The sequence below is a fragment of the Pseudothauera hydrothermalis genome (genome assembly GCF_003345255.1).
GTDB lineage: Bacteria > Pseudomonadota > Gammaproteobacteria > Burkholderiales > Rhodocyclaceae > Pseudothauera > Pseudothauera hydrothermalis.
On record NZ_CP029331.1, the window covers coordinates 2,860,840 to 2,878,187 of the forward strand.

At 67.5% G+C, this 17,348-nt stretch carries 10 protein-coding genes; 3 read left to right on the forward strand and 7 right to left on the reverse strand.

The genetic code is table 11. The features are described from left to right. Window positions 1-28: 28 nt before the first annotated feature. The 3 genes from recD to DIE29_RS13685 form a co-directional block, all read right to left on the reverse strand. Window positions 29-1,855: an exodeoxyribonuclease V subunit alpha gene (gene recD / locus DIE29_RS13675; protein ID WP_237269467.1), complete on the reverse strand. Its 1,827-nt coding sequence runs from the start codon at window positions 1,853-1,855 to the stop codon at window positions 29-31. Continuing rightward, the gene (recB, locus tag DIE29_RS13680) at window positions 1,852-5,529 is read right to left on the reverse strand and encodes an exodeoxyribonuclease V subunit beta (protein WP_102042857.1); all 3,678 of its coding nucleotides are present in this window, start codon (window positions 5,527-5,529) and stop codon (window positions 1,852-1,854) included. The genes recD and recB overlap by 4 nt, the downstream gene beginning before the upstream one ends. Before the next feature lie 66 nt (window positions 5,530-5,595). After that, a complete protein-coding gene (locus DIE29_RS13685) occupies window positions 5,596-7,236 on the reverse strand; it encodes a methyl-accepting chemotaxis protein (protein WP_114650156.1) in 1,641 nt (546 codons plus the stop codon). A gap of 308 nt (window positions 7,237-7,544) precedes the next feature. On the opposite strand from DIE29_RS13685, the gene DIE29_RS13690 reads away from it, so the two are divergent. The 3 genes from DIE29_RS13690 to DIE29_RS13700 are packed head-to-tail and all read left to right on the forward strand — an operon-like array spanning window position 7,545 to window position 14,025. Beyond that, window positions 7,545-12,011, forward strand: coding sequence for an EAL domain-containing protein (locus DIE29_RS13690; protein ID WP_114650157.1), 4,467 nt, complete (start codon window positions 7,545-7,547; stop codon window positions 12,009-12,011). Window positions 12,012-12,013: 2 nt separating this feature from the next. After that, window positions 12,014-13,474, forward strand: coding sequence for a GAF domain-containing protein (locus tag DIE29_RS13695; protein WP_114650158.1), 1,461 nt, complete (start codon window positions 12,014-12,016; stop codon window positions 13,472-13,474). Further along, complete coding sequence (locus DIE29_RS13700; protein ID WP_114650159.1) at window positions 13,471-14,025, forward strand: biliverdin-producing heme oxygenase; 555 nt, start codon at window positions 13,471-13,473, stop codon at window positions 14,023-14,025. The genes DIE29_RS13695 and DIE29_RS13700 overlap by 4 nt, the downstream gene beginning before the upstream one ends. A gap of 21 nt (window positions 14,026-14,046) precedes the next feature. Here DIE29_RS13700 and DIE29_RS13705 read toward each other — a convergent pair whose 3' ends face one another. The 4 genes from DIE29_RS13705 to DIE29_RS13720 form a co-directional block, all read right to left on the reverse strand. Then, window positions 14,047-14,547 carry a DNA-deoxyinosine glycosylase gene (locus tag DIE29_RS13705; protein WP_114650160.1) on the reverse strand — a complete coding sequence of 167 codons (501 nt, stop codon included), beginning with the start codon at window positions 14,545-14,547 and terminating at the stop codon, window positions 14,047-14,049. Beyond that, a complete protein-coding gene (gene thpR, locus DIE29_RS13710) occupies window positions 14,544-15,089 on the reverse strand; it encodes an RNA 2',3'-cyclic phosphodiesterase (protein WP_102042863.1) in 546 nt (181 codons plus the stop codon). The genes DIE29_RS13705 and thpR overlap by 4 nt, the downstream gene beginning before the upstream one ends. Next, on the reverse strand, window positions 15,086-16,942 hold the full coding sequence (locus tag DIE29_RS13715; RefSeq protein WP_102042864.1) for an MFS transporter: 1,857 nt from the start codon (window positions 16,940-16,942) through the stop codon (window positions 15,086-15,088). The genes thpR and DIE29_RS13715 overlap by 4 nt, the downstream gene beginning before the upstream one ends. Window positions 16,943-17,101: 159 nt before the next feature. After that, window positions 17,102-17,314, reverse strand: a complete 213-nt coding sequence (locus tag DIE29_RS13720) for a hypothetical protein (protein ID WP_102042865.1) — start codon at window positions 17,312-17,314, stop codon at window positions 17,102-17,104. Window positions 17,315-17,348: the final 34 nt, after the last annotated feature.

Consider the following 17,348-nt stretch of genomic DNA (forward strand, 5'->3'; position numbering starts at 1 on the left):
ACACGCCGCATCGCGGCCAAGGCCGCTCCTATACGGACAGGCGCGCCGCCAGCCCTGAGTGGCGCTCGGTGCGCCGGCCGCAGGCGGCGGCGAAGGCCGGGGCACTGCCGGCGATCGCCACCCGCTGCGCGGCGCGGGTGACGCCGGTGTACAGCAGTTCGCGGGTGAGCACCGGCGAATCCGCGTCCGGCAGCACCATCAGCACTTCCTCGAATTCCGAGCCCTGGGCCTTGTGCACGGTAAGCGCGAAGGCGGTCTCGTGCGCCGGCAGGCGCAGCGGCGCGAGTGCGCGGTAGCCGCCGCCGGGCGCCGGGAACCAGACCTGCAGTTCGCCGGCGGCATCGGCCAGCGTGAGACCGATGTCGCCATTGAACAGTCCGAGCAGGTAGTCGTTGCGCAGCACGATCACCGGGCGCCCCGGATACCAGTCGCTGCCCGGACCGCGGTCGGCCGGATGGACGAGGGCGGCGCGCAGCCACTGGGCGAGGCGCGCATTGAGCGCGCGCACCCCGCGCGGCCCCTCGTGCACCGCGGCGAGCACGCGGAAACGGTCGAAGGCGGCGAAGGCCGCTGCCGGATCGTCGACGCCCGCGCGCAGGGCATCCAGGAATGCGCCGTAGCCGGCCTCGGCATGGGCCAGCACGGCGGGCGCGAGCGCGCGCTCGGCGTCTTCCAGCCAACGTACCGCGGGATCCTCGGCCTCGCGCAGCCAGGCCAGCGTGGCACCGCCTTGGCCCGAGTTGATCCCGGCGGCCAGCCGGCCGATGCCAGAATCGGCGGCGAAGCGGTGGCTCTCGGTCAGCCACACCACGCTGTCGGCGAGCGCCCCCGGTTCGCCCGCTTGGGTCGGCGCGTGGCCGGCGAGCGCTTCCAGCCGCGCGCCGGTAGCCGCCGAGAAGCGGCTGCCGGCCGACAGCTCCGCGAACACCGCGCCGGCCTCCACCGCCGCGAGCTGGTCCTTGTCGCCGAGCAGGATCAGGCGCGCGCCTGGCGGCACCGCATCGACCAGGCGGGCGGCGAGCGCGAGGTCCAGCATCGAGGCTTCATCCACCACCACCACGTCGAAGGGCAGCGGGTTGTCGGCGCGATGGCGGAAGCGCCCGGCCTGCGGGGTGACGCCGAGCAGGCGGTGCACCGTCCACGCCTCGGCGGGCAGACGCTCGCGCAGTTCGGCCGGCAGACGTTCGGCGCGACCGCGCAGCGCTTCGAGCATGCGCGCGGCGGCCTTGCCGGTGGGCGCGGCCAGCGCCACACGCAGATTCGGCTGCAGGCTGAGCAGGCAGGCGAGCAGCGCTGCCACCGTGGTGGTCTTGCCGGTGCCCGGTCCGCCGCTGATCACCGCCAGGCGGCGCAGCAGGGCGAGCGCTGCGGCGAGCTTTTGCCGGTCGGGGCGGCCATCGGCACGCGGCGGGAAAAAAGCGTCGAGCAGTTCGCGCAGACGCGCGTCCTCAGCCGCCGCACCGCCCGCATCCAGCGCCCGGGCGCGTAAGGCAGCGGCCAGGTTGCGCTCCAGGTCGAAGTAACGGCGCAGATACAGGCGGCCGCCGGCATCGATCACCAGCGGATGCGCACTGCCGGGCATGCTGGCCTGCCGGTCACTCACCGCCACGCCGCTGGCCAGCAAGTGCTCGCGTACGACTGCCGGGTCCTCGTCGGCGCATCGGGTCAGCGGCAGGCACACATGCCCGGCGCTCACCGCAACGGCCAGTTGCTGCGCCACCCGGCGCAGCACCGCTTGCGCGCCAGCCGTGGCGCCCAGGCGCGCCGCCCAGGCCACGGCGTGCTCGGCAAAGCCGGTGGCCAAATCGAAGCTGGCCGGGGCATCGGGCGGCAAATGGCTGTGGAGGGTTTTCATTGGGATTCGGTACCGGTTTCGCCAGCCAGCAAACGGTCCAGCGCATGGATGGTCGCGGCACTCGCCCGATGCGCGAACACACCGGCCGGCGCGCCATCGACCTGCCAGTGCGGGCGCACGCCGCGCACGAAAAGGTAGAACACCCCGCCAAAGTGGCGTTCATAGTCGTAATCGGCCAGCGTGCGGCGCAAGTGGCGATGCACCGCGACCGTGTAGAGCAACTGTTGCAGATGGTAGCCATGCTCGGCCATCGCACCGGCCAAGGCAAAAGGCGCGTAGTCCTCGACACGCTCGCCCAAGTGATTGGACTTCCAGTCCAGCACCCAATAGCGGCCGTCGTGCTCGAACACCAGGTCGATGTAGCCTTTCAGATAGCCGGACAATTGCCCAAAAGCAAGCCGCGGCGCAGGGTAGCGGTGCCGAGCCAGCCAGGCGTCCAGCGTGGATGCGCATAACTGCGGCGCCGGCAGATAAAAGCCCAGCTCCACCGCCCGCTGCGCGCGCCTCACATGGTCCAGACGCAGACCGGGGGCGATTTCGGTGCTCAGTACATCCCGCAGCATGCCGCGCAGCATGCGCGACAAGTCGGCCGGATCGGCGGCACGCTGCGGATGCTCGGCCAGCGCGCGGGCAATGGCCGCTTCCCAGCCGCCCGGGTCGCAAAAATCGATGCGCTCGAATACCGCATGGATGCAGTCACCAGCGGCCGGACCGCGGGGAAAACGCAGGATGTCGTCGGCCGGCAGCGACTGCTCGCCGGGCAGCCCGGAGGCGGCGGGGCGGGCGCGGGCGTCATGATCGCGGGCGGCTTCGTCATGGCGGGCGTCGGAGACCAATGCGCTGAAGCTACCCATCCGCCAACCGGAAGGAATAGGCGGCGGAGGGAGCGCCTGCGGAAGGAACCCGGCACCTTGCGTGGCGGGCAGACTCGGCACCGTCTCTGCCGGCAAGGGATGCAGCGAAATACTTGGCCCTTCCGGATACCCGGCCGAGTCCGCCACCAACGCCTGCCAGGCGGCTTCCACCGCGGCCACCTCGGGCTTGCCGGCCAGCCAGTCGGCCGGCGCGATGCCCGCCCCGGCCACCATCCAGTTCAGCAAACTGCGCGCGCTCTCGGCATGGCTCGTGCGGCCGAAGGACGAGGTGGCGTAGCAACCGACCACCAGGTAACAACGGTAGATCGCCCGGGTCAGCGCAACATAGATCAGACGCAGATCCTCGGCGGCGGCTTCCAGCTTGAGGCGGCTGTCGATTTGCGCCGCTTCCGCGGCGTCGAGCATACGGCGGTAATCGAGCAACAATTCGCCGTGGCGGTCGTGCCAGGCGCGCACTGCGCCGCCGTCATCGCGGCGGGCGTAGCCGTCGAACAGGAATGGGCAGAACACGATGCCGTACTCTAGGCCCTTGGCGCGGTGGATGGTGACGATCTGCACCAGATTGCGATCGGATTCCAGGCGCAATTGGGCGGCCTCGCCGCCACCGCTCTCCGCCCGGCGGCTGGCCAGCAGGCGCAACAGGGCCTCGGGCGCCGCGCTGCCGGCGTCTTGTTGCAGCAACTCGGCCAGATGCAACAAATTGGTCAGCCGGCGCTCACCGTCGGGGCGGGCAAGCAGGCGGGCGGCAACGCCTTCGTCGGCCATCCAGCGCCGCAGCATGACGCCAAAGCCGCGCGCCAGCCACAGTTCGCGCCATTGCACAAAGCGCGCCAGAACCGCCGGCAAGGCGGCCTCGTCGCTGCCAAGCGCTGCCAACGCAGCGGCGTCATAGCCCATCGCGGTGGTCGCCAGTGCCGCCAGCACCCGCGCCGGGCGAGTGGGCTCGGCCACGGCCTGCAGCACCCGTTCGAGTTCTTCCGCATCTTCGCTGTGAAACACGCTCGCCTGCGCCAGCTCCACGCTGCCCACGCCGAGCGCGGCCAGCGCCCGGCGCATCAGGCTGCCCTGGCGGTGACTGCGCACCAGCACCGCAATGTCGCCTGGGGCCAGCGCACGCTCGCCGATCTGCACCTCGCCGGCAGCGGCCGCGGCCAGCAGACGGGCGATTTCGGCCGCGCAGGCTGCGGCCGAGGCCGCCAGCGCCTGGGCGCGCGGCAGACGCTCGTCCGGCGCCTGCGCCAGAGCCGGGATCTGCCACAGGCGCAGCGCGGCAGGGTCGCCGCCGGAGGGCGTACGGTCGATCAGCGCTGCGCGCTGGCGGCCACCGGGCAGCACGGCGGTGTAATCCAGCCCCGGCAGCATGAACACCGCCGGATTGGCGGCAAACAGGCGGTTGCAGGCGTCGATCAGCGCGGGCGTGGAGCGTTGGTTATGGGCCAGGGTGTAGCGCGCATCGGAACGCTCGCGCGCGGCGAGATAGGCAAACAGATCCGCGCTGCGGAAGCTGTAGATGGCCTGCTTGGGGTCGCCCACCAGGAACAGTCTGCCGCGCGCGCCAGGGCGGTCGTAAATACGCGAAAAAATGGCGAACTGCAGCGGATCGGTATCCTGGAACTCGTCGATCAGCGCCGCCGGATAACGCGCATGCAGCGCCGCGGCAAGCCAGGGCTGGTCAGCGCCGGTGAGTGCGCGGTAGGCGTTCCACAAGATGTCGTCGAAAGCGATCTGGCGTTGCGCGCGCTTGCGCTCGCGCAGCTCATCGGCACACTCGGCGAGAAAGTCGCGCAACAGCGCCAACCGGGCGGCCGCGGCGGCGTCTTCTAGCGCGCTGCGGGCGGCCAACACGGCGTCGGCGGCGGTAAAGAACGGGTGAGCAGGCGGGGCCGCGCCGCCGGTGGACTTGTCCGCCAAACTGGTTGCGGTCAATAAATGCAGCTTGCGTTCTTTGGCAGCCGGCAGAGGGTGCAAGGGGTCGCCGCTGGCCAGCCACGCCGACCACTGCGCCGCGGCGGCGGCCACGGCCTCCGGCTTGTAGCTGCTTTTGTGCAAGCGCACCGCCGGGCCGTTGAGCGCGGCCAGCGCAGTGGGCAACTGCGCTGCATCCAGGGCGGCAAAGGCGCACCGCAGCGCGGCTTCGGCCTCGTCCGGGGCAGGCGCGGCAGCGCCCTCGTCCCACAGCCGGGTGGCCAGCGGGCGGGCCATGTCGGCACGCAAGATGTCGGCCCACTTTTCCGGACAGTCGCCTCGGTCGATCAGCAGACGGACGAGCGCGGCAGGCAGCGTGGCAGCGGCGACCCGGCGGCGCCAGAAGTCTTCGGCCACTTCAAGGCGTAAAACGCTGTCGTCCTCGGTGAGTTCCAGCGCAAAAGGCAGTCCGGCGGCAAAAGGGGTGTCGGCCAGCGCACGCTGGCAGAAGCCGTGGATGGTGAAGATGGCCGCTTCGTCGAAGGTCTGCAGCGCGTGGCGCAGGCGCTCGGCCATGGTCGGCGGATCGATGCCGGCCGCAGCGCTGACCGCGATCAGGCGCGGCACGAACGGATCGGGGCCAGGGTCACCGCCCTCGAGCACCCGCAAGGTGTCTTGGATCCGGGCGCGGATACGCGCGGAGAGTTCCGCGGTGGCGGCTTTTGTGAACGTCACCACCAACACCCGATCCACGCTCAGCCCGCCTTCGAGCAGCAGGCGCAGATAAAGTCCGCAGATGCTCCAGGTTTTACCGGTGCCAGCCGAGGCTTCGATTAGCCGAATGCCATCGAGCGGGTAGCTGAAAACGTCTGGGGCGGAATCGGGCGCGGACATGCGCCCGATGATAACGCAGCCGGCCCTAGGCCGGCGCGTGCCCCCACCGGCGGCCAAGCGCCGCAATCAGTGCCTAAAGCGCGCCACCAGTTCGCCGAGCTCGCGGGCAATGCGCTCCAGGCTGTGCGCCGACTCGGCGGTCTGCTGCATCGAGGCGCTGGTTTGCTCGACCATCTGCGCAATGCTTTCGACCTGCTGGGCGATGGCGTTACTCGCCGCACTCTGCTCGCGGGTAGCCAGCGCCACATCGCGGATGCGCGCCAAGGTAACGCCGGCGCCATCGCGGATGTCGCGCAGCGACTGGGCCGCCTCCTGGGCCAGATCGACGCCGCGCGCCACTTGCGGCAGCGCTTTGTCCATGGCGCTCACCGCGCTGGCGGTGTCGCTCTGAATGGCGCCGATCATGCCGCCGATCTCCTCGGTGGCGGCCGAGGTGCGCTCGGCCAGCTTGCGCACCTCATCGGCCACCACCGCGAAGCCGCGGCCCTGCTCGCCGGCGCGCGCGGCCTCGATGGCGGCGTTCAAGGCCAATAGATTGGTCTGCGCGGCGATTTCCTTGATCACGTTGGCAATCGAGGAGATCTCGTTGGTGCGGGTTTCCAGCGAACGAATCATTTCCGCCGCCGAAGACACCGTGGCGGCAATGCGGTGCATTTCTTCGGTGGCGGTGGCCACTTTCTGCTCGCCGGCCTCGGCCATGGCAGCCGCCGAGGAGGAGTTTTCCTCAGTGTCGCGCGCCGAGTCCGAGATATGGTTGATCGACACGGTCATCTGCTCGATGGCAGCCGCCATCGAGGAGGTGGAGTCGGCCTGACGGTGCGAGGCCGAAGCCACTTGGCTGGACGCCTCGGAGATGTGCTCCGCGGTGGCCTTGAGCGTCTGCGCCCCGCTGGCGATCTGCTCGACCATGGCGCGAATCGAGCGCAGCATGCGCGACAACCCGCCGAGCAGGCTGTGCGGCGCGGCAGCGGGCACATCCACGGTCAAATCGCCGCCGGCGGCACGCTCCATGATCACCAAGGCATCGCCCGGCTCACCGCCGATCTTGCGCAGCACCGAGCGCGCAATCGCCACGCCCAGGCCGATGATGACCAGCATGATCGCACTGCCGATGACCAAATCCACCATCAGGCGCGAGGTAAAAGCCTCGGTGACATCATCGACATACACCCCGGTGCCGATCACCCAGTTCCACGGGCTGAAAGTGGCCACATACTGCAACTTGTCCACCGCCACCGTGCCGCCCGGCCGCGGAAACGATGTGTCCACGAACCCCGCGCCTTGCGCACGGGCGACCTGCAAAACGTCCTTGATGGTGTAGCGCCCCTTGCCGTCTTTGAGCTCCTCGGTCATGTTGCGGCCGGCCCATTCCGGGCGGATCGGGTGCATCACCGACACCCCGTCGCTGCGCCAGATATAGACATATTCCGATTTCCCTTCCGGCCCGCCGTAGCGCAAGAACTGCATGGCCTGCTTGGCCCGTTCCTGCGCCTCGGCTTCGCTCATCTCCCCGGCGGCGGCGCGCGCCTGGTAGCCCGCGGCAATCTGCAAACAGGCTTGGACGATCGACTGCACCTGCAACTTGCGGGCATCCATCAGGTCTTTTTTGACGCCCAGCTCGCTCAACGTAATGGTGAGCGCAAGGCCAATGAAAGCAGCCAGCACCAAGAGGACGATCTTGGTTTTGAGTTTTAGTGAATCGAGCATGGTTGTCGTTCTCCCGGTCTCTTTGTTTTCCAAAACGCCCGCAAGGCAGGCTGACGCTTACCGTTGCAGCCGTATTAACGGTTCAGCGTATTCTTAACTTTAGTCATATCGATGCGGCGCGGCAAAGCCGCGCCCGGCGCAAACCGCCCACCCAGACGCGGCAAGCCAACATACACGGCAAACTGACCATGACACATTGCACAATTTCACTAAAACTCCGCACATCTTGCGCCCTAGATGAAGCCCGTTGGCCACGCAGCGGTGCTAGCATTGGCGCTTCGACCACAGCCTGATCATCCTGCGCGGCGATGGGCAAAAAGAGCGAGGGGAAAACCTACCTGGTGGGCATCGGCGCCTCGGCCGGCGGCCTGGAGGCCATCAGCCAGTTCATCGCTCACCTCAAGCCCGAGTTGCCCTGCGCGTATGTGGTGCTTCAGCATCTGTCGCCCAACCACCGCAGCATGATGGCGGACATTCTCGGGCGTGAAACCCCGCTTGCGGTGCGCGAGGCCCGCCACGGCGAGCGCCCGCAAGCGGGCACCATTTACGTGGTGCCGGCCAACCACAACGCGCTGATCAAAGATGGCCGCTTGCAGCTGGAAACCGCGCCGCCGGAGGTGGTGCCCAAGCCATCGATCAACCAGTTCCTGATCGCGCTGGCCGCCGAAGAGGGCGAATTCGCCATCGGCATCGTGCTCTCGGGCACCGGCACGGATGGAACCGCCGGGCTGCGCGCCATTCAGGCGGCCGGCGGGCACACTTTGGCGCAAGCGCCCGAGTCGGCCAAATACGACGGCATGCCACGGGCCGCCATCGATGCCGGCGTGGTCGACCATGTGTTGCCGCCCGACGGCCTGGCCGTACGCCTGGCCGAGCTGGTTGCCATGGCGGCGCCCGACACCGACCGCGCACCGCCCGATCTGCTGGAACGCTTGCTGACCAAACTGCGCCAGAGCTTGCAAGTCGATTTTTCCGGCTACAAGACCGGCACGCTGATGCGCCGCATCCGCCGCCGCGAGGTGGCCACCGGTCATCCGGACCTGGCCGCCTATCTGCGCTGGGTGGACAGCCATCCGGAGGAGCTGGATCGGCTCGCCCGCGACATTCTGATCTCGGTCACCGCGTTTTTCCGCGACCGCGACGCCTTCGACGCCTTACGCCGCCAGATTCAGGAAATTTGCGCGCGCAAAAGTCCGGGTAGCGAAATCCGGGTGTGGGTGGCCGGCTGCGCCAGCGGCGAAGAAGCCTATTCGGTGGCCATTTTGCTGGCCGAAGCGCTGGGCGAGCGCATCGCGCATTACCGGGTGCAGATTTTTGGCACCGATATCGACGACGAGGCGCTCAACGTGGCCCGTCGCGGCATCTATCCGGCCGCCGCCCTGGCCGAGCTGTCGCCGGCGCTTTTGGAACGCCATTTCCGCGCGGTCAACCGGTCTTTCGAGGTTGCCAAGCATTTGCGCGACATGGTGGTGTTTGCACGCCACAACCTGGTCTCCGACCCGCCTTTCCTGCGCCTGGACCTGGTGTCCTGCCGCAATGTGCTGATCTATTTCGATGCGCCGTTGCAAGCGCGGGTGTTGCAGACCTTTCACTTCGGCCTGGTCAAAGACGGCCTATTGTTTCTCGGCCGCTCGGAAAGCGTCGCCCAGGCCGAACGGTTGTTCGTGCCGCTCGAGCGGCGCGAGCGGCTGTTCCGCAAAAGCGGGGATGCGGCTGCCGTGCTGCCCGGCGCCGCCCCGGCAGGCACTGCGCGCCCGCCGATGCAGCGGCCCGAACGGCGCGCCGACCTGCTGCTGGCCGGCTTGGTGCGGCGCTACGATTTGACCGTGCTGCTGTGCGATGAGGACGGCAACATCCGGCACAGTGCCGGCCAGGTCGAGCGTTTTTTGCAGTTTCCGTCCGGCGCCGCCCGGCTGAACCTTTTTGACGTGGCGGTGCCGGCGCTGCGCGGTGAAATGCTCACCCTGTTCCATCGCTGCCAGCAAACCGGCAAGGCGCAATCGGGCCGGCGTCGCAAAGTGGGCGAAAACTGGGTGCGGGTCAGCATTGAGCCATTGAGCGAAGCGGGTACCCGGTCGCTGATGGTCACCGTGGCCCCGGAACAGGTCACCGCGGAGCACCACCCGGAAAACGCCGCCCCGGCCCGGCCGGAGATCGAGGATGAGCTGCTGGCCACCCGGGAGCACCTGCAGACCTTGATCGAGGAAATGGCCACGGCCAACGAGGAGATGCAGGCGCTCAACGAAGAAGCGCAGGCCGCCAACGAAGAGCTGCAAGCCACCAACGAGGAACTGGAAGCGGCCAACGAGGAATTACAGGCCACCAATGAAGAGCTGGTCAGCCTCAACGAAGAACTCGGCGTCAAAACACAGGAACTGTCCCGGCTCAACGCCGAATACACCCACCTTTACGATGCGCTGTCGTTTCCCATTTTGGTGTTCGACCGTCACGCACAACTGACCCGTTTCAACGCCCCTGCCGCCCGCCGCTTCGATCTGCGCCCCACGGCGCTGCACCAGCATGTCTCGCGCCTGCGGCTGGTCACCGGCGAGGCCGATATCGAGCAACTGCTTGGCTGTGTGCTGGCCCACGGCGACCGTGAAGAACGCCAGATCACCCAGGACGGCCGCCATCTGCGCCTGGCGGTCACACCGGGGCTGGATGCCAGCGGGCAGGTGATTAGCTTGATCGTCACCCTGATCGATAACACCGAGATCACCCAGGCGCTGGCGCGGCTCAAAGAATCCCAGGCGCGAATGAACGCGCTGATGGAGAAAACCACCGTCAAATTCGCCCTGAAGGACCCGTCCGGCGCCTACCTTTACGCCAATCGCCGCTTGCTGACGTTTTTTGGCCTGGCCGATGACTACCTCGGCAAAACCGACTTCCAGTTACTGCCGGCCAAGCTGGCGGCCGACTTCTGGGCGCTCGATCTGGCGAGCTTACGCGAGCGCGTGCCCAAAAGCGGCGAACACCGGGTCGAACGCGACGGCGGCACACGCATCCTGCACAGCGTGCATCAAGCCATTTTCGATGCCGAGGGCAAGCCCACCGCGATCATCGTCGAAGCCGAAGACATCACCGCGCGCAAGCATGCCGAAGAGCAGCTGCGCATCACCGCCAGGGTGTTCGACCACGCCGGCGAGGCCATCGTGGTGACCGATCCGCACAGCATCATCCAGACGGTCAATGAGGCGTTCGTCAAAATCACCGGCTACAGCCGTGAAGAAGCGGTCGGCCAACCCACCACGCTGTTGAAGTCCGGGCGGCATAGTGCGGAATTTTATCGGCACATGTGGCAGTCCCTGATGGAAAACGGATTCTGGCAGGGCGAGATCTGGAACAAACGCAAAAACGGGCAGATCTACCCTGAATGGCTCACCATCAGCCGCATCGACGACGAGGCGGGGCGCACCGAGCACTATGTGGCGGTGTTTTCCGACATCTCGCAGATCAAGGATTCGCAGCGCAAAGCGGAATACCTGGCCACCCACGACCCATTGACCACGCTGCCCAACCGTGCGCTGTTCCACGACCGCCTGCGCCACGCGCTGGCCCAGGCGCGCCGCCACCGGGGCCGGGTGGCGCTGCTGTTCATCGACCTGGATAATTTCAAGACCATCAACGACACCTTGGGTCACGATGTCGGCGACGAAGTGCTCAAGCAGGCAGCAAACCGGCTGCGCGACGTGGTCCGCGACGTGGACACCGTGGCGCGGCTGGGCGGCGATGAATTCACCGCGCTATTGTGCAACTGCGACGCCGAGGCGGTCGACCGCATCGCACGCCGGATCATCAACGATCTGGCCGCCTCGTTCGAAGTCGGCGGCCGCAAGCTGTTTCTGTCCGCCAGTGTGGGCGTGGCCTTTTACCCGGACGACGGGGAAGATTCGGCCGAACTGATCAAAAAAGCGGACTCCGCCATGTACCGCGCCAAGGAACAGGGGCGCAACCGGGTGGAGTTTTTCAAGGCCGAACTGCATGTGCGCCTGCTCCGTCAGGCCGCGCTGGAGAGTGGACTGCGCGAGGCGCTCAGAAACGGCCATCTGCGGCTGGTCTATCAACCCAAGTTCCAACTTGCCCCGACGCACCGGCTACTGGGCGCCGAAGCGCTGCTGCGCTGGACCGATCCCACCTTGGGCCGGGTCTCGCCCGCCGATTTCATTCCGGTGGCCGAAGCCAGCGGCCTGATCGTCGAGATCGACCACACCGTGCAAACCCTGCTGATTACGCAGTTGGCCGAATGGCAGCGGCTGGGTCTTGCCCCGCCGCCCATCGCCTTCAATGCCTCGCCGCGCAGCATCCGCGAGCACCAATTTGCCGAACGCTTACTCGAGCTGGCGCAGCAGGCCGGCGTGACGCCGGCGCTTTTGCAGTTGGAAATCACCGAAGGCGCCCTGCTGGAACACAGCGACCGGGTGCTCGACACACTCCACCGCCTGCATGAAGCGGGTGTACGCATTGCGGTGGATGACTTTGGCACCGGGTATTCGTCCCTGAACTACCTCAAGCGTCTGCCGATCGATGAACTGAAAATCGACAAAAGCTTTGTCGACGGCCTGGGGCAAGACAAAGAGGACGAAGCCATCACCCGCGCGGTGCTCGGCATGGCTCATGCGCTGGGAATGACCACGGTGGCCGAAGGCATCGAGACCGACCGGCAGTTGGCTTGGCTGGTGCAAATGGGTTGTACGGTCGGACAGGGTTACCACCTGCAGCGGCCGATGGAAGCGGTCGAATTCGAAGACCTCCTGGCCCGCACAACGGAGTCTTGACCATGGAACGCGGTTTTCTTGCGCAATGCGAACAAGAGCCCTTGCATTTGTCCGGCGCCATTCAAGACCACGGCACCCTGCTAGCGGTGGCTGCCGACGGACGGGTCACCCATGCCGCAGCCAACATCGGCCATTTTCTGGGCGCCCCACCCCAAGACTGGATCGGCCGCCCGCTGCCCCCGGCGCTGGCGGTTCACCTGCAAGCGTTGCCGCCTGAACCGGGCAGCCGCCGCGCGCTGGCCGGCGGCGTCGACGGCCGCGACGGCGCGCTGGATCTTTGCCTCAATCGCGGCGGCGACGGCGCCTGCGTACTCGAATTCACCGCACACGATCCCGGCCTCAGCGCCGCCCCGCCTACGGCCACGATCATCGAGCCGTTTGCCGACGATCGAGCGCTCGCGGCCACGCGCCGCCGCCTGCTGCAAGCAATCAGCACGCACACCGCTGCCCGACGGGTGCTCTATTACGCTTTTTTGGAGCAAGGCGACGGCGAGGTCATCGACGAAGTGCGGCAGGGCGAAGACCTGGGCAGCTATCTGGGGTTACGCTTTCCGGCTAGCGACATTCCGCAGATCGCTCGCGCGCTGTACTTGAAAAACCCTTGGCGGCTCATCGTCGACGCCCGGCGCGAGCCGGTCGCGCTCCTTGGCCATACCGCCCAAGCGCCCGATCTGACCTGGTCGGACCTGCGCAGCGTCTCGCCGGTGCACCGCATTTACCTGGCCAATATGGGGGTGGCCGGCTCGCTATCTCTTCCGGTGGTCAGCGCCGGGCAACTGGTGGCGCTGATCACCGCCCACCATCACCAGGCGTTGCAACTTGCGCACGGCTTGCTCGAAGCCCTGGCCGACGAGGTCAAAGCCTTCGCGCTGGCCCTGACCGCTTACGCCGCTCAGTGCAGAATGCGCATGATCGACAGCCTGTCGCGACGCTTCGAAGCCGCCCGCGCGCCGCTGCGCCGGCACGGCGACCTCTATGCCGCCTGGCCGGAAGTGGCGCCGCTGTTGTTGAGCGAGTTTCAGGCCGACGGCGCCATGCTGTGCAACCACCAGGGCGCAAGCTGCGTAGGCCGGGGGCTGGAACCTGGCGTGCTGGAGCGCTTCGATACCTGGTTCGGCCAGCGCGCGGGCGAATTGGTGTGGACCTGCGACAGCCTATCCCGCACGGTGCCTGACTTGCCGCTCACCGAAATCGCCGGGGTGCTGGCGCTGCGCCTTGATGGGGCCACCGGCCACGGCCTTCGGATATACCTGACTCGCGGCGAACACATCCACGAAGTGGCCTGGGGCGGCAACCCGGACAAACCGGCGGAATTTCACGACGGCAAACTCGGCATCGCCCCGCGTCGCTCGTTTGAGAAATGGGTGGAAAAACGGCTGGGCTACAGCCGCCCGTGGCGTAACGAAGACCGTCTGCTCGCACTCAAGCTGCGCGAACTTTTGCTCTCCGAGGTGCGCGCATGAACACCGCCGCGCTTGCCCAGCGCCTGCGCACGGCCACCCGCAGCGCCCACCGCGCCCTGGATCATCACCCGCTGTTGCGGCCGCTGACCGCCACCACCCTGACGCTCGCCCAATACGCGCGGGCACTGGCCGCCCTGCACGCCCCACAGGCGGCGCTGGAAGCCAGCGTGGCCGGATTCGCCCCGGCACGCCAATTCAGCGGCCGCCTGGCGGCACTCGATGCCGATCTGGCCGAGCTCGGTCACAGCCCGTGGCCGTTACGCGCCCTGCCCCCGCCTGCCCACTCACCGGCCGCGCAGGTCGGCCTGCTGTATGTGCTCGAAGGCGCCCGCCTGGGGGCGGCCACGCTGGCGCGCTGCCTGGCTCGCAGCCTGCCCGACGCCCCCCGGCGCTTTTTCCCCGACACTGCCGATCCGGCCCGCTGGCAGGCGTTCTGGTCGTTTGCCGACCGCCACTGTCCACCGCACGAGGCAGCAGAAGCCGTCGGCGCGGCGCTGGCCGGCTTCGTTTGCTATCGCCAGCACCTTGACGCCTGCATACAGGCGGGGTGAGGGCATCGAAGGCCGCAGCGCTCAGGCCAAGGCCAGTAACCGCCACGCCTCGATTTTGCGCGCCAGGCTGAGGGACGCATGCGCCGGGCTGGTTGACGGCAGGCGCCATCTGGGCAGCGCCGCCCAAGCGCCTTGCGGCAAGACCAGGCGACGCCAGGCGGCCTCGGCGGCCGCGCCATTGAAGTAGAGGCGCCGAATCTGTGCATGCGCGGCAAGAAAGGTCCGAAAATCGTTCGGTTGCGCGCGGGCCAAGTCGATGGCCGCATCCAGGCTGCCGCGCCGCTGACAACACGCCAGCACATCCCACACCGCCACACCGGCCGCCTGCAAGCGGGCGACACGCTCGGGGTACTCCGCGCGCGGATCGAAGCCAAACAAAGCGCCCATGACCGGCCAAAAGGCATTCCGCGGATGGGCGTAATACTGCCCAGCAGCCAACGATGCCGCACCCGGCATACTGCCCAGCACCAGCACACGGGCATCGGGCGCGGCAATCGGCGGCAAACCGCGCACCAGGCTCATGCGCCCGCCCCCCTGGCCGGATAGCGCGCCAACACCCGATAACCGCCATCGGCACCCAAGCGCGACGCCACCAGCACATAGCCGCTCACTGCCCAGTGCAAGGCCACAGCCTGCGCCGGCGCTCGGGCGCCGACAGCGCGCCGGGCCAAGGTGACATGGGGGCGAAAAGGGCGGGCAGCAACCGGCAGATCGGCGGCATGCAGAACCTCACCCAAGGCCGCGTGCAGGGCCGCCAGCGGCGGCGGCACGGTTTGCGGCTCCAGCACCGCCAGCCCTTGCGGCCACATTGCGGGGCGCTCCAGCACCACTTCGAACGCGTCGAAGGGCACGGCGAGCCCGGACAGCAGCCCGGCAGCACACGCGGCCGGCACCGCGCCAATGAAATGCAGGGTCAGATGCAGTTTGTCGGTACGCACCCGGCGCGCATGCGCCGGCCAGTGCCAGGCGTCGCGGTAACGGGCGAGCGCACTGCGCAGCCGCCGGTCCGGCCATAGCGCCAAAAACAGCCGGTCGAAGGTCGAGTTGCGGGCGGGCCCGGTCACCGCCTTGCCCCGCCCAGCGCCGCCACCTGCTGCTGCACGCCTCGAGCGGTCACCGCCTGGGGCGGCAGCGGTGCGCCAATGACCAGTCGAATGCGGGTGAAGAACCCCAGGCGCCACCGGCGGCTGCAAAAACCGCCCCGCGCCCTGCCTAGCGCCATGGGCACGACCGGCACCGGGCTGCGGCGGACGATACGCTCGATATCCGGGGGCAAAGGCTGGGATTCACCGGTGTCGGCAATCCGCCCTTCCAGAAATAGACCCACCAGCTCGCCGGCTGTCAGCGCACGCGCCAGCTCATCGAATGCGCGCGCGGCAGCGGCCGCTTCTTCCGTGACCGAAGGCAGCGGTATGGCCCGGCTGGCGCGGAACACGCATGACAAGAAGGGCCCTCGCATCGTCCCTTGGTCAATCGCCCAGCGCACCGGCCGCCGGCAGGCGGCCAGCACGATCAACGCATCGATGCCGCTGACACCGTTGGCCACGATCAGCGCCGGCCCCTTTTCCGGCAGGTGCGCCAGGCCCTCAACCTTCAGCCGGTACGCGGTGCGCACCAACAGCCAGACGATGAAGCGCAGCAGGAACGCCGGCACCAGGGTGTAGAGCCAGAAGGCCACCGCGGCGTTGAGCAGTGCGGTAATCAGGAAGATCTGCGCCACGCCGAAGCCCGCGGCAAGCAGCCCGGCGCCCAGGGCGGCGGCGGCCACCATGAAGGCGGCGTTGAGGATGTTGTTGGCGGCGATGATGCGCGAACGGTGCGCGGGCGCGGACCGACTTTGTACCAGGGCGTACAGCGGCACGATGTAGAGGCCGCCGCACAGCGCGATCATCACCAGGTCGAAGAGGATGCGCCAGGTGCCCGGCTGGGCGAGTAGCTCAGACAGCGGGCGCATCGTCGCACCGGCCTCCTGCACCGGGCTGGCCCACCACAGGTCTATGCCGAATACGGTCAGACCGATGGAACCGAGCGGCACCAAGCCGATTTCCACCCGTTTGCCGGACAAGCGCTCGCACAACAGCGAACCCACCGCGATGCCCACCGAAAACACCGCCAGCAACAGGGTCACCGCCTGCTCGTCGCCGCCCAGCACCGTAGCGGCATAACCGGGAAACTGCGACAAAAAGACCGCGCCGTAAAACCAGAACCAGGAAATCCCGACAATGGCAAGGAACACGGTGCGACGCTCGCGCGCAAAGCGCAGCATCTGCCAGGTTTGGGCAAGCGGATTCCAGGCGATTCTCATCTGCGGGTCGGCCGCCGGTACTGGCCGGATCGCCCGGCTGGCCAGATAGCCCAGCGCCGCGACCGCCACCACCCCTGCCGACACCCAGGCCGTGCCGTCGGGCACGGCAATCAGCAAACCGCCGACGATGGTGCCCAGCAGGATGGCGACAAAAGTGCCTGCCTCCACCAGCGCGTTGCCACCGACCAGCTCATGCTCGGCCAAGATCTGCGGCAGGATGGCGTATTTGACCGGGCCGAAGAGGGCCGATTGAGCCCCCATCAGAAACAAGGTCGCAAGCAGCCACGGCAGCGAGGACAGCGCAAAGCCCAGGCTGGCGGCCAGCATGACGATCACCTCCAAGAGCTTGGCCAAGCGTATCAGCCGGCTTTTTTCGACTTTGTCGGCCAACTGCCCGGCAGTGGCCGAAAACAGAAAAAACGGCAGGATGAACAGACCGGCGGCGATGTTGACCAGTACCCCGGGCGCCACATCGGTCAGTTGCGCGGCCTGGAAAGTAATCAACACCACCAGGGCGTTTTTGTAGAAATTATCGTTGAACGCGCCCAAAAACTGAGTCAGGAAAAAAGGCAGGAAGCGGCGCTCCTGCAGCAGTGTGAACTGGGCGCTCATGCACGATTCCGCTCGAAGAGGCAGCAGGCGGCCATCACGCCGCCGATAAAGTCCGTGATAGTCACGGTCAGGCAGATTATGCCCGCACTGACCGCGACTGCGCGCCTGCGCAAGATCGAGGCGCCCGGCGATGCGCGAGCGGTGTCGATCTTTCGGCGCTCAGGCCAGCAGGGGCATCAGCAGCGTCACCGCCAGCACGCTGGAAAGCGCCACCCAGGTGGAAATGTAACGCGCCTCGATCTGACGCAGCGCCGAACGCCACATGCGCCGCAAACGGCAGTGCAGACACAGTCCGTCTTCGCCATCGGCGCGCAGCACGCCGCAGTCGGCGCAGCGCACCGCGGCATCCAGGGTCCAGTCTCTTGCGCTCATACCCGGCTCCGTGGTTGTTGAACAGGTGCCTTAG